Genomic DNA, 12,735 nt, shown 5'->3' on the forward strand with positions numbered 1-12,735 from the left:
TTCGGTGCCTGCGGTCTCTCCAGTTCTCCAACCGTTCTATTAACTTACTTGAAGTATACCATACTTTTGGTTTATTTGAAAGCTTGAGCTGCTTTTACAGCCTTTTTCCACCCGCTGTATAACGAGTCACGGCTGTCCTCTTCCATTTTAGGGTCAAAGCGCTTGTCAAGGTTCCATTGTTTTGCAATGTCTGAACGGTCGTTCCAGAAGCCAACTGCTATTCCCGCAAGATAGGCCGCACCGAGTGCCGTCGTTTCATTAATTTCTGGACGCTCTACAGGTACATCCAACAAATCACTTTGGAAGCCCATTAAGAAATCATTCTTCACAGCTCCGCCATCTACACGCAAAGTTTTTAATGAGATGTTTGAATCCTTTTCCATCGCATCTAAAACATCCTTTGTTTGATAAGCAAGTGATTCTAACGTTGCACGGACAAAGTGCTCTTTAGAAGTACCGCGTGTTAATCCAAATACAGCGCCTCTGACATCACTGTCCCAGTATGGTGTGCCTAGACCAACGAATGCTGGAACGACATATACGCCGTCTGTTGACTCAACGCGCTCCGCATAGGCTTCGCTGTCTTTTGAGTCTTTAAACATTCTCAGTCCGTCGCGCAGCCACTGAATCGCTGAACCAGCTACGAAAATACTTCCTTCTAAAGCATATTCAACTTTACCGTCAATGCCCCATGCAATCGTCGTTAATAAACCATGATCCGACTTAATTGCTTTTTCCCCTGTATTCATCAACATGAAACATCCTGTACCATACGTGTTCTTCGCCATTCCTTCTTCAAAGCAAGCCTGACCGAATAGTGCAGACTGCTGGTCTCCCGCCGCTCCTGCAATCGGGATATTTCTGCCGAAGAAGTGATAGTCTGTTGTTTCACCATAGATGTGTGAAGATGGTTTCACCTCTGGAAGCATAGAAGCAGGTACACCAAGAATATCAAGTAATTCTTCATCCCATTTCAGATCGTAAATGTTGAACATTAACGTTCTTGACGCGTTGGAGTAATCTGTGACGTGTGATTGACCGCCTGTCATCTTCCAAATAAGCCATGTATCAATTGTGCCAAACAGCAAGTCGCCATTTTCTGCTTTCTCACGAGCACCTTCTACATTGTCTAGAATCCATTTAACTTTTGTCCCTGAGAAATAAGCATCAATGAGAAGTCCTGTTTTATTTCTAAACGTTTCATTGTGTCCTTGCGCTTTTAACTCTTCACAAATGCCTGACGTTTGTCTAGACTGCCAAACTATTGCATTATACACGGGTGCGCCTGTATGTTTATCCCAAACAACAGCTGTCTCACGCTGGTTCGTAATTCCGATACCGGCGATTTGATCTGCTTCAATGCCTGATTCAATTAAAGCAGTTGAAATGACGGATAGAACAGAGCTCCAAATTTCATTTGCATTATGTTCTACCCAGCCTGGGTTCGGAAAATATTGATTAAATTCCTTCTGAGCTGTATGTGCAATTTTGCCTTCTTGATCAAATAAGATTGCTCTTGAACTTGTTGTCCCTTGATCTAAAGCGAGAATATATTTTTCTTTTGCCATGGTGTTTTCCTCCCCTTACATACTTTCATTTACAGCATTTGTTTGATTTTTCGTAGAGACATAGAGTCCTAACAATACCACAACTAAAATAACGCTTACAATCCAAAAGGCTGGAGTGATGTTCGCTTTAAAGGCTGCATTGTAGAAAACACCGCCAAATGCGCCGCCTAAAATTGGACCAACGACTGGCACCCACGCATACTTCCAATTGGATGGACCTTTACCTGGAATCGGCAGAATCGCATGTGCAATTCTCGGACCTAAATCACGTGCAGGGTTGATTGCATAACCAGTTGTTCCGCCTAATGAAAGACCAATTGCGACAATTAAGAAACCAACAATCAGCGGATTGATTCCGTCTGCGAATTTATTTGCACCAATCGCTAAGATTCCTAGAACCAATACAAATGTACCGATGACTTCACTAAGTACGTTTGCAAAAGTATGCGGAATCGCAGGACCAGTTGAGAATACACCCAGCTTTGCACCTGGATCGTCTGTTGCTTTCCAGTGCGGTAAGTAATGTAAAAAGACAATAATAGCTCCTAATAATGCGCCAAGCATTTGACCGGCAATATACATTGGTACATCAGCCCAAGGAAAACTTCCTTCTAGCGCAAGCCCGATTGTTAGTGCTGGATTCAAATGTGCTCCGCTGATTCCACCTGTTGCATAAGCTGCTATAGCTACTGCAAATCCCCATCCGAAAGCGATTACAATCCAGCCGGACTGATATGCAAGCGATTTCTTTAAATTGACTGCCGCACAAACACCGCCTCCAAAAATAATAAGCAGCATTGTCCCTACGACTTCACCCCAAAATGGTGTCATGAAAATTCCTCCTCTGGTTCAGTTGCCATCCCCTATGAATGTTTAAAAAAAGATAAAGAAAAAAGATCCACAACAAACATACTTTACATCAGGGTCATTTGTCACCTAGTAAAGCGCTGTTGTGGATCTCCGTTTCTCCATCACATGATATTAACTTAGTGCTATAGTATCAGAGAATGAAAACGTTGTCAATCAATTTTCACATTTTATCTTTTTCACTTTTGGAACGCTTTCCAAAGGGCTGTATTCGATGTTGTCACAGCTGTAGCACCTGCTTCAAGCGCTCTTTCTACATCTTCTTTTGTACGGATAAATCCGCCTGCAAATATTGGAATCCCAGCTCGCTCGCGCACTTCTGTAATTAAATCCGGTACCACCCCTGGCAATACTTCAATAAAATCTGGGCGATGCTTTCCTACGAACTCCATGCTTTTTTCCATAGCACTTGTATCAAGTAAAAACATTCGCTGAATGGCATATACCTTCTTTTGTTTGGCTTTTACTATGACAGAAGACCTAGTAGAAATAATTCCTGCCGGCTTCATTTCCTGACAAATAAATTCCGTTCCATACTCATCATGTTTGATCCCGTGAATGAGATCGACATGGACAAACATTTTTTTATGATGGGCATTTGCCTCATTCATGATGCCCTTTAGCCGGCCTAAATGGACATCAAGTAAGACCCCATATGTAAATGGACTTTTTAAAAATTCCTCAAATTGCTTCATATTGCGAACAGCAGGTAGAATGGGTTGATCATGAAAACTCATATGCCGTCTCCTTCTAAAGTGTATTGGTTCTCCTAACAGTAATAGAATCTCTTCTATTTTTCAATACACCTAGTGTATCCAATGTCGATTTTACTTAGCAGCATCTGAATGGATCTATGTATGTGCTTTTTCCATAGAAAAAAGCAGAGAAATCTCTCTGCTATAACTGTGCCATACTTTCTTTAAGCGTGTTTATAATAAATGAGGCGTCTTCGTCTGTTATATTTAGCGGCGGTGCAAGCTGGGCCACGTTATTATAGCCGGCAACCGTATCACCATTTTTCCCGATGATCAGTCCGCGTTTTTTACATTCTGCAATCAATTGACCGACAACCTGTGGATCAGCTGGTTTTTTGGACTGTTGATCCTGGACAAGCTCAATTCCAAACAGCAGGCCTTTTCCTCTGACATCACCGACAAATGGATGCTCTTTTAACTCTTGCAAACGTTCAAGCATGTCTTGCCCAAGCGTGTCAGACCGTTCTACTAATTTCTCGTTTTCCATGATCTCTAGGTTCGCAAGGGCAACCGCACAGGAAGCAGGGTGACCGCCAAATGTATTCACATGGCGCAGCCTGTCATACGTATCTTCCCCTGCATAGGCTTCATAGATTTCTCGTTTCACGCACGTTGCAGAAAGAGGTAAATAGCCGCTTGTGATCCCTTTTGCCATTGTGATGATGTCCGGCTTTACATCTTCATGCATAAAACCAAACCGCTTCCCTGTACGGCCAAAGCCGCAGATGACTTCATCCACAATGAGAAGCGCTCCATGAGCCTCACAGATGTCTTTGACCTTCTTCAAATACCCTTTTGGAGGCATCAAGATACCGCCGCCTGTAATGATCGGCTCCATAATAACTCCAGCAATGGTCTCACTTAGTTCCCACGTCATGGCTTGATCGATTGCCGCTGCACTTGCCAAATTTTCTTGATCCTCAGGATGACGATACATATCAGGCGGTGCGACATGGATAAAACCTTGACCTAATGGTTCATATTTATATTTACGCTGCGCCTGCCCCGTTGCGGCAAGGGCAGCTGCTGTATTGCCGTGATACGACCGATACCTGGAGATGAACTTTGTTCTTGCGTTCTCTCCTTTTTGCGCATGATATTGTTTGGCAATCTTAAATGCGGCTTCATTGGCTTCAGAACCGCTGTTAGAAAAGAAGATGACATAGTCCCCTCCAAGCCATTCATTTAGCTTTTCAGCCAATTGAATCGCTGGCACATGGCTTTGCGTCAGCGGATAGTAAGGCATTGTATTTAGCTGCTTATATGCCGCTTCTGCAAGCTCTTTTCTGCCATAACCGGCATTTACACACCAAAGACCTGACATACCGTCTAAATAGCGATTCCCATGAATATCTGTCACCCATGCGCCTTCTGCCTCGTGAATAACCATGCTTTCATTTTCCTTGTTTGTCCCTTTCATATGATGCCAGATCAACTGATCATCTTTCGCCTGAAGATTTTGAGCCTGTTCATGTATTTTCATCTTCCCGCCTCCATGTATCCGTTTTCATCACTAAAGAAGCTTAGACCGGTTCAGCAGCACATTGCCTCTCCATTCACTATATGGATGAAAAGTGAGGCATATGAAACTGAGACTAGGCCGCCTGTAAGAGAGAACCAACCGTTACTTTCATTATAAAAAAGGGGCCGGGCTGATTACATTAGACAGATCGTCAACTGATTGAAAAGAACGATAAGACATTCTACTCGGGTGCCTTAGCAAATCTAACAAATCTCGTTAACGGCGATTTCCTTGCAGGAATTCATATGCAAGAATCGCAAATTCAAGCGCCTGTCGTTTCGGCGCCTGCATCATATCCTCGCCAAGCAATGCATGCAGTTTATCTAGTCTATGATAAAGGGTCTGCCTGACAATAAAGAGCTGGCTTGCAGTTTCCTTTTTAGAACCGTTTGTCTGTAAAAAGATATTCAGCGTTTGATAGAGTCTTCCGCTATTTTGCTTATCATATAAAAGCACAGGCTCCAAATACTCTTTCACCATACATTCAAGCAGTCCGCTTTCCTGCATGACAGGCATGAGACGGAGCATATGCAAATCTTGATAAAATGGGCTTTCCACCCGCTGGGGCATCACTTTCTTTAAATGCAGCATCTCTTTGGCTGCTTGAAAGCTTTTTCTCATATGCTGAAATTGCTCACAATATGGACCGATGCCAAAATTGATCACGGTTCCGCGTGGCTGCTCCCGATCATACAATTGTTTAATGTCGCTTGCAGCCTTCTCTGCACGCTCTTTCCAGTCCTCCTTTTTTCTCGTGTTCAATAAAATAAACAAGGTTTGTCCTTGATGCTCATACGGAATCAAATGGAAACCCGCACGCTGAAAGATGGAGCGGCACGATACGAGAAAATAAAGATTTCCTGCGATTTCTTCGATTTGATGATGCTTTTGAAAGAGCATCACGACACAGCCGGTTGGCTTTTTCAATCCTTCTGTTTCTTCAAGATGCTCTAATATATCTCTTTCTGTATGCTCTTCTTGGAACCATTTTTGCAGCCATTCGTTCTCTTTTGTCTTCTTCAATTCTTCTGTATAAAGTTCTCTTAGCGTTTGCTGGGCAAGAGCATTTGCCCCTTTATCCATTACGAGCAGTTCGAATTCTGAGAGCGCGTTCGTTTGATGAATGAGCACAAGGTCTGCAAATGTCTGCTTGAGTGCAAGCACTTGTTTTTGGGTCACTTCGTATCCTTTTGGCAAGGAAGCAAACTGTAAATAATTCATGACCAGCTCTTCGGTTTGTTTGGAGGAATCACATAAAATAATTGGCTCCCCCTGAACAGGAATGAGTAAAAGAATGCCCCTTACGTGCTGATACACTTGATCCAAAATATCCATCTGCGGATGGGGAGTCAGTAAAAGCTCATTCAGCTTTGATGATAGTGCTTCTAGATCAGCCATCATTTGATACTGGCGTTCAATCATCATCGTATGGAGATGCTGTGTGATGTTGACGAATTTCACTTCTTTTGTAAACAAAATCAGCGGAAAATCTCTTTCTTCTGCATACACAATCAGTTCTTCCGGCACATCGAATCTGAGCGGAACAAATTCAATACACAAGCCTGCCGCACCAGAATCGATCAGCTGTTTTAAAAATGCTTGAAACACATCCAATTGATCATGGAAGCCTGCGGCTGTTGTTAGTATGAGCTCTCCCCCATTTAACAAATCTTCTACAGCAGGCACTTCTAACACATGAACCCATCTGACCTGCCGAAACAATCCCTTTTCTCCTGCTAACACTTTCGCATGGGCAAAATACTTTGTTTTCAACACATCACTCACTTGAAAATGAACATCTACATTCATTGATATGTCCCCCTTTATTTGCCGCCCATCCCCTATCCCAGAGGGTGCATAGATAAAATCCATAATAAAACAGGTAAAGTCACGATACTTAAAACGGTACTGAGAAATGTCGCGCTTGAGACAAACTCAGGCTTCGTTCGAAATTGTACTGCCATCAGCGTAGTATTTGCTGCTGTCGGCATAGCTGCAACTAAGATCATAATTTGTTTCACTAGATCATCTACCGGTAAAATGAGTGTAAAGCCAAATGCGATGAGTGGTGAGATAAACAGCTTCAGCAATACAGCATAAGATATATTGCGATAATCCACCTGCTTAAAAGAAATGACAGCAAGCTGCATACCTAAAATAAGCATAATCGTCGGTATGGCGGCATCTCCCACAAGCTGGACACCCGTCATCACCTCTTTAGGTAATGAAAGATCAATCAGCTGAAATAATAGACCGAGGAGTGCCCCATATGCAACCGGCAAACGCAGCACTTTTTTCAGCACGACCTTTCCGTCCCCTGCATCCTCTCCGCCCTTTGCTGCATAATACATACCGATCGTACTCATGACAAGCTGCTGCAGCACCATTAAAACGATGGCAATATCTAAACCAGCTGCTCCGAAGACAAGCAGGACAACAGGCGTGCCGTAATTCCCATTGTTCATAAATGCTGACGACAGTATCATGGCACAATACATTTCCTTCGAATAACCATAGATACGAGATAAAATAAAGACACATAAAACAAGTGAAAGACAAAGTCCGACGACAAAAATAGATAGGTACACATAGTCCATCGACACTTTGTTTTGATAGAAGGTTTCAAACGCAAGAAATGGTGACATTAAATATAAAGACATTGATGAGAGTGTATGTATGTCAAAACCAATGGCCTTCTGCCCAATATACCCGATAAGAAAGATACCGAACACTGGCAGTAAGACAAGTAAAAACTCCATGCTGCACCTACTTTTCTCTAGAAGAATTTCTATTTTTTGCTTTCTCATTATCATACCACTGTTAAACAATAAAAAAGAAGCACCCTTATGAAAGGCCGCTTCTCTCCTCATCCAAATAGAACACTTCCCACAAATGACCATCAAGATCCTGAAAGCTCCAGCCATACATGAACCCATGATCCTGCTTTTCCTTAAACGGTGAGCCGCCTGCTGCCATCGCCTGCTCCACCAGCTCATCAACCTCTTTTCGTGAATCAACTCGCATAGAGACAATGACCTCTGATCCCTGCCTTGCATCCACCAATTGTTTCTCTGAAATGGTTTGAAAATGCTTATGGGTTAACAGCATGACCGTGATGGTGTCACCAATGACCAAACAAGCTGCCTGATCATTCGTCAGCTGCTCTTGAAAGTCAAAACCCAGCTGCTCAAAAAAAGCCTTTGATTCCTTGACATGCTTTACCGGCAAATTGATATACAAATGTTTAGCTTGTCGTCCCATGTTCCTCTCCTTTTTGAACACATGATCTCCTTTCAGTATATTCGGATTTTGCTCCGGCATCCCTTTATCACAAGAAAAAATAAGCTCTCCTCCTTCTTTAGCTTATTTTTACAATACATTATGATGAATCTTGAACAGGTAGCAGCGAAAGCCTTAGCTCGTCCAGCTACTATGTCTCTTAAAAAAATGTAATCAAAAAGAAGCGCCTTGTGATAGGCGCTTCCTTTCATTATTTCTTATATTCAATATGGTACACATCTCTTCTTCGGTCTTTGAGTTGACGTACCGTTCCATCTTGCCGCTGTCTTCTTAAAATTTCTAAATCGACATCGCCCACGACAACCATTTCTATATTCGGATTACACTCTCCTACAATCCCATCTCTTGCAAATTCAAAGTCAGATGGAGCAAAAATCGCTGATTGTGCATATTGGACATCCATATTTTCGGTTTGCGGTAGGTTTCCGACAGTTCCTGAGATGACGGTATAAATCTGATTTTCAACCGCTCTAGCCTGTGCACAATAACGTACTCTTAAATAGCCTTGACGGTCTTCTGTACAGAACGGAGTAAAAATAATTTTTGCTCCTTTATCAGCTGCAATCCGAGCCAGCTCAGGAAATTCAATATCGTAGCAAATTTGGATCGCAATTTTACCACAGTCCGTATCAAATACCCGAACCTGATCACCTGCTGAAATCCCCCACCATTTTCTTTCATTCGGTGTGATATGGAGCTTATATTGCTTTTCAATCGTTCCATCACGTCTAAATAAATAAGCGATATTGTAGATTTTCCCTTCCTCTTCAACGAAATGGGATCCTCCAATGATATTAATGTTGTACTTCACAGAAAGGTCTGTGAACAAATTAATGTAGTCCTCGGTATATTCCGTGATACGCTGCACTGCAAGACTTGGGGAGCGCTCCTCTAAATAAGACATGAGCTGCGTTGTAAAAATTTCTGGGAATACGGCAAAGTCAGCTGACGCATCTGATGCGACATCAACATAATACTCCACCTGATTCATGAATTCCTCAAAGGAATGAATTTGTTTCATCGCATATTGAATGACGCAAATACGAACTGGGAACGCCGATTTATAATATCTTTTCGATTGCGGACGATAATCGACGTTATTCCATTCCATTAACGTCGCATATGTGCTGGATGCCTTATCATCCGGCAAATAATTCGGATTAATCCGCATGAGACTGAATTCATTTAACAGCTGAAAAGATAAAACAGGATCATAAATTTGGTGAAGCATGACCTGCTCCACATATTGACGAGGCGTCATTTCCTCTTGGTATTTATGATAATTCGGGATGCGTCCTCCAATAATGATACTTTTCAAATTTAATCTTCTCGCTAAGTCTTTTCTTGCTTCATATAAACGATGGCCAATTTTCATGCGGCGGTACTCAGGACTAACCATAACCTCAATTCCGTACATATTCATCCCATCTGGATTATGATTTGTGATGTACCCATCATCTGTGATGTCCTGCCAAGTATGACGGTCATCGTATTCATCAAAGTTAATTAATAAACTTGAACATGAGCCAATGATTTCTCCCTCAAATTCAGCACAAAACTGACCCTCTGGGAAATGCTCAAGATGACTTTCAAGGTGCTCTCGTTTCCATGGGTCCATTCCCGGAAAGCATACCTCCTGTAAGGCAATGATTCGGTCAATATCTTCTTCCCGGATATTACGGATCACCATTCTTTTTTCAAACCGCGTTAAATCGAGTTTTTCTGCCATGATGTTGTTGCCCCCTTACTGATCCTCTTTTTCAAGCTGATGGAATAGCTGGAGCAATTCGATTTCAGCCATGGATTCTAATCTCACATCGTATTCTTCAAATTGCAGCGTGCTCGTCACTTTGTTTGGGACGATGACGCATTTCATGCCTGCCCGTTTGGCAGCCACTGATCCATTCACTGAATCCTCAAAAGCCACACAATCCTTTGGCTCTACACCTAAGCAGCTTGCGGTTTGCAAATAAAGCTCTGGATGAGGTTTGACTTCTTCCACATCATCTGACGTGCGGATACATTCAAAGTAATCAAAAAGACCAATTTGCTTCAGGTGATCAGACACCCATTTATAGTCTGAGCTGGAAGCAAGTCCAATCTTGATTCCAAGCTCTTTTGCTGCCTGTAAATAAGCTTCTACGCCAGGTCGTGCTGATTCATCCTTCATTCTCTTTTGAAAACGAGAACGCCGGTCCGCTGTGAGTGCCTCATGATCGAGCGTCTTTCCTAGCTGCTTTTCCAAGTATTCAAACGGCTTAAAGCCTGCCTGCGTCCCGATGACGTTGCCCCATACGGAAAGAGGCAGCTCTGACTCATGCTCCGCAAACATTTCTTGTAAAACTTCATATTCATGTGTTTCTGTATCTAAAATTAATCCGTCAAAATCAAATATAATCGCCTTTACCAACGAGGCCACTCCTTTTTTTACGAAAGTCTTTAATATGATACTCACTGCTATCATATCGTGAATAAAATTGACTTTCAAAGATGAATGTCTGCTAAAATAATTATGTATAAAAGGAGCCTGTACCATTTTGTCAGGCTCCTACCCGTGTTCGGTTCATTCTGCAAGAGGTCCAAGCGCTCCGATTCGTGGAGAAATAGGCAATGTTGAAAAAGAGCGGGTTTGGTATTACAGATCTAAAGGTTTCTCCGTTCCTTAAAAATAGTATGTGCGGCAGCCTTGTAAGTTAACAAGGAAGTTCACACCAACTTTTACGCATTTTGAAGGCGTCGGCTGGCAAAATCGTCTAAATCAAACGGAAAAGAAAAGCCGCATGCATTGACCTGCTCACGGTTTCGCTCGAATAGCTCACGATCACTCTTTGTAATATGGCGTTTAGGTTTTACAATAATGGTATGTAATAGTTGAAGTCCCGATAAAATACGAAAAGCATCGTCCATCGTTCCGTTATAAACCCCTTCAACAAAGGTTAGCGGGCGTTCTTTTTGACGCGCAGCTGGGTCTTCACCGACAGCATGGGATAGAAGATCTTCAACATCCTTTGATATTTCTTCAATTGCCTGCTCTTGCAGGTCTGTAGCAGCTTTCATTATTCTCACGTGACATCTACCTCTCTGTCGTTATTTCTCCATTCAGAATAGCACAGAAAAAAAGGCGTTCGCCAAGGTAAGTGTTTCCTATATATACCCAAAGAGAGGAACGGATATCATGAACATTCAAGGACACACGCTCTCGCTAAAAGTAGGTGAGCAGCATCAAGATTCTTCACTGAGTCAGTTTTTAAAAACAGCCGTGTCGGCTTCAAAACCGATTATCCATTTTTGGATGGAGCATCAAAAAGTACGTTTAAATCAAAAGCCTGCCCATCACGCGGCAAAAGTCAGTACAGGTGATCACATACTAATCGATTTATTTGAAACGGAAGAAAGTGATGTGACGCCAGAATATGGTGAATTAGAGGTGCTATTTGAGGACGAGCACTTATTGATTGTGCAAAAACCCGCTGGACGACCGACGCACCCGAATGAAAAGGAACAAACGGGCACACTGGCTAACCTTGTGGCCTTTCATTTTCAAGCAAATGGTGAGGAAAAGCGAGTGAGACATATTCACAGACTTGATCAAGACACAAGCGGCACGGTCATTTTTGCTAAACACAGATTAGCCCATGCTGTGCTTGATCAAATGCTTTCTAAAAAAGCGATCAGCCGAACCTACATCGCCATCGCAGAAGGACTTTTCAAGAAAAAGAAAGGCACTATTGATGCAGCGATTGGCCGTGACAAGCATCATGCCGTCAGACGAAGAATCTCTCCTACTGGTCAAAATGCTGTCACTCACTTTCAGGTCATGGACAGCAATAAACGGCTGCAAATGACAGCCGTCAAGCTGCAACTTGAGACCGGAAGAACACATCAAATTCGAGTCCACCTTAGCAGTCTTGGGCACCCTTTAGCCGGAGATACACTTTATGGCGGAGCTCGTCATCATATCAACAGATGCGCTCTCCACGCCAAACAAGTAGACATGACACATCCTTTTACAGGTGAGCACCTGAGCATAGTAGCACCGCTTCCTCTAGATATGTCCCAGTTTATGGACGAGATCATCCATTAAAAAAAGAGCCTGCTGATCAAATGCAGGCTCTTTTTCTTTAGACAGATGCTCTTTTTGCATAAATAATGTACCGCTCTGGTGCATTGCCGACGAAATGAAATGGATAGCATGTCGTTAACACCAGCTCTTCCTTTTTATTCTGCAAAGTAATAATGGAAGTATCATGCTGATCCACGATTTTCGTATGTGTGATTTCATAAACAAACTCACCATACGGCACAGTGATTTTCAGCTGATCCCCAATATTCAGTTCACCTGTTCGGCGAAACACCGTGTCACGATGGCCAGATAGGACGATTTGTCCCTTCTGATCTGGGTAATAACTGCCTTTGTAATGCCCGACTCCTTTGGCAAGATCATCCGCATCTGTCCCTTCGACAATGGGAAGGTCTGCTTTTAATTTCGGAATCGTCAGGATGCCAGAGGCTTTCCCCACACCAGGAGAAAACTGCTTCTTTGACATCCCTTGATCGTCCGCTACCGCTTTCTTTGCATCTTCTAATGATTGTGCTGTTTGAAGGTGCGTAGAGGTGATTTGCCAAATTCCCCAGCCGAGCAAGACAATTCCTGCTGTCATCACAGTAAGTGCAAGCCACTTTTTCATGCTTAAACTCCTTTGCCTGTTACATTTCTCTAGAT

At 42.7% G+C, this 12,735-nt stretch carries 12 protein-coding genes; 1 reads left to right on the forward strand and 11 read right to left on the reverse strand.

Annotation, left to right across the window (positions count from 1 at the left end):
* Nucleotides 1–71: 71 nt before the first annotated feature.
* The 10 genes from glpK to V6Z54_RS02825 form a co-directional block, all read right to left on the reverse strand.
* On the reverse strand, nucleotides 72–1,568 hold the full coding sequence (gene glpK, locus V6Z54_RS02780; protein WP_041089582.1) for a glycerol kinase GlpK: 1,497 nt from the start codon (nucleotides 1,566–1,568) through the stop codon (nucleotides 72–74).
* A 15-nt stretch (nucleotides 1,569–1,583) separates the two neighbouring features.
* The gene (locus V6Z54_RS02785) at nucleotides 1,584–2,399 is read right to left on the reverse strand and encodes an MIP/aquaporin family protein (RefSeq protein ID WP_039177442.1); all 816 of its coding nucleotides are present in this window, start codon (nucleotides 2,397–2,399) and stop codon (nucleotides 1,584–1,586) included.
* Between the two features lie 215 nt (nucleotides 2,400–2,614).
* A complete protein-coding gene (locus V6Z54_RS02790; protein WP_024425304.1) occupies nucleotides 2,615–3,172 on the reverse strand; it encodes a glycerol-3-phosphate responsive antiterminator in 558 nt (185 codons plus the stop codon).
* A gap of 160 nt (nucleotides 3,173–3,332) precedes the next feature.
* Complete coding sequence (locus V6Z54_RS02795; protein ID WP_041089578.1) at nucleotides 3,333–4,673, reverse strand: aspartate aminotransferase family protein; 1,341 nt, start codon at nucleotides 4,671–4,673, stop codon at nucleotides 3,333–3,335.
* 255 nt (nucleotides 4,674–4,928) lie between these two features.
* Entirely contained in the window at nucleotides 4,929–6,521 is a 1,593-nt protein-coding gene (locus V6Z54_RS02800; RefSeq protein ID WP_073979254.1) for a PucR family transcriptional regulator ligand-binding domain-containing protein, read from the reverse strand.
* Nucleotides 6,522–6,553: 32 nt separating this feature from the next.
* A complete protein-coding gene (locus V6Z54_RS02805) occupies nucleotides 6,554–7,471 on the reverse strand; it encodes an AEC family transporter (RefSeq protein ID WP_338527674.1) in 918 nt (305 codons plus the stop codon).
* Between the two features lie 85 nt (nucleotides 7,472–7,556).
* Nucleotides 7,557–7,973, reverse strand: coding sequence for a VOC family protein (locus V6Z54_RS02810; protein ID WP_024425308.1), 417 nt, complete (start codon nucleotides 7,971–7,973; stop codon nucleotides 7,557–7,559).
* A gap of 229 nt (nucleotides 7,974–8,202) precedes the next feature.
* Nucleotides 8,203–9,741 (reverse strand): bifunctional GNAT family N-acetyltransferase/carbon-nitrogen hydrolase family protein, encoded by a 1,539-nt coding sequence (locus tag V6Z54_RS02815; protein ID WP_012009394.1) that lies wholly within the window; start codon nucleotides 9,739–9,741, stop codon nucleotides 8,203–8,205.
* 15 nt (nucleotides 9,742–9,756) lie between these two features.
* Entirely contained in the window at nucleotides 9,757–10,422 is a 666-nt protein-coding gene (locus V6Z54_RS02820; protein WP_041089572.1) for an HAD family hydrolase, read from the reverse strand.
* A 308-nt stretch (nucleotides 10,423–10,730) separates the two neighbouring features.
* The gene (locus V6Z54_RS02825) at nucleotides 10,731–11,078 is read right to left on the reverse strand and encodes a DUF5365 family protein (RefSeq protein WP_338527675.1); all 348 of its coding nucleotides are present in this window, start codon (nucleotides 11,076–11,078) and stop codon (nucleotides 10,731–10,733) included.
* A 109-nt stretch (nucleotides 11,079–11,187) separates the two neighbouring features.
* Between V6Z54_RS02825 and V6Z54_RS02830 the strand changes: the two genes are divergently transcribed.
* Nucleotides 11,188–12,096, forward strand: a complete 909-nt coding sequence (locus V6Z54_RS02830; protein WP_338527676.1) for an RluA family pseudouridine synthase — start codon at nucleotides 11,188–11,190, stop codon at nucleotides 12,094–12,096.
* A 37-nt stretch (nucleotides 12,097–12,133) separates the two neighbouring features.
* Here the strand turns inward: V6Z54_RS02830 and V6Z54_RS02835 are convergent, their stop codons facing one another.
* A complete protein-coding gene (locus V6Z54_RS02835; RefSeq protein ID WP_338527677.1) occupies nucleotides 12,134–12,700 on the reverse strand; it encodes a class D sortase in 567 nt (188 codons plus the stop codon).
* Between the last annotated feature and the right edge of the window lie 35 nt (nucleotides 12,701–12,735).

It is taken from the genome of Bacillus sp. MAG717A (genome assembly GCF_036884855.1).
Lineage (GTDB): Bacteria > Bacillota > Bacilli > Bacillales > Bacillaceae > Bacillus > Bacillus safensis.

What these genes read in the sequence shown, in the direction of transcription:
- V6Z54_RS02810 (WP_024425308.1), bottom strand. Translation starts at nt 7,973, where the DNA reads ATGGGACGACAAGCTAAACATTTGTATATCAATTTGCCGGTAAAGCAT.
- glpK (WP_041089582.1), bottom strand. Translation starts at nt 1,568, where the DNA reads ATGGCAAAAGAAAAATATATTCTCGCTTTAGATCAAGGGACAACAAGT.
- V6Z54_RS02785 (WP_039177442.1), bottom strand. Translation starts at nt 2,399, where the DNA reads ATGACACCATTTTGGGGTGAAGTCGTAGGGACAATGCTGCTTATTATT.
- V6Z54_RS02795 (WP_041089578.1), bottom strand. Translation starts at nt 4,673, where the DNA reads ATGAAAATACATGAACAGGCTCAAAATCTTCAGGCGAAAGATGATCAG.
- V6Z54_RS02805 (WP_338527674.1), bottom strand. Translation starts at nt 7,471, where the DNA reads ATGGAGTTTTTACTTGTCTTACTGCCAGTGTTCGGTATCTTTCTTATC.
- V6Z54_RS02830 (WP_338527676.1), top strand. Translation starts at nt 11,188, where the DNA reads ATGAACATTCAAGGACACACGCTCTCGCTAAAAGTAGGTGAGCAGCAT.
- V6Z54_RS02815 (WP_012009394.1), bottom strand. Translation starts at nt 9,741, where the DNA reads ATGGCAGAAAAACTCGATTTAACGCGGTTTGAAAAAAGAATGGTGATC.
- V6Z54_RS02790 (WP_024425304.1), bottom strand. Translation starts at nt 3,172, where the DNA reads ATGAGTTTTCATGATCAACCCATTCTACCTGCTGTTCGCAATATGAAG.
- V6Z54_RS02835 (WP_338527677.1), bottom strand. Translation starts at nt 12,700, where the DNA reads ATGAAAAAGTGGCTTGCACTTACTGTGATGACAGCAGGAATTGTCTTG.
- V6Z54_RS02800 (WP_073979254.1), bottom strand. Translation starts at nt 6,521, where the DNA reads ATGAATGTAGATGTTCATTTTCAAGTGAGTGATGTGTTGAAAACAAAG.